The sequence below is a fragment of the Achromobacter sp. SIMBA_011 genome, from assembly GCF_046535435.1.
In the GTDB taxonomy this organism is placed as follows: Bacteria; Pseudomonadota; Gammaproteobacteria; order Burkholderiales; family Burkholderiaceae_B; genus Achromobacter; species Achromobacter dolens.
Window position 1 is genome coordinate 1 of sequence record NZ_JAWRWN010000417.1, and the last position, 274, is coordinate 274.

At 60.6% G+C, this 274-nt stretch carries 1 protein-coding gene; it reads right to left on the bottom strand.

The window, feature by feature from the left end; genetic code table 11:
• Nucleotides 1-274 (bottom strand): PDDEXK nuclease domain-containing protein (locus tag SB816_RS31535; protein ID WP_410548187.1); only part of this gene is annotated, 274 nt, incomplete at both ends.

Sequence of the window (274 nt, forward strand, 5' to 3'; positions counted from 1 at the left end):
GATCTGCTCGGACTTCTTGCCAGTGCAGAGGATGATCCCCAATGGCGAGGCTTCCTCCGGCTCGCGCTCGTGCTTGTCGAGCCAGCGCAAGTAAAGCTCCATCTGCCCCTTGTAGGCCGCCTTGAAATCGCCGATCTTCAGCTCCACCGCCACCAGCCGCCGCAGCTTGCGGTTGTAGAACAGCAGATCAAGGTGGAAATCCTCGTCGTCGATCTGGATGCGCTTTTGGCGGGCCAGGAAGGAGAAGCCCGCGCCCAGTTCCAGCAGGAAGGAT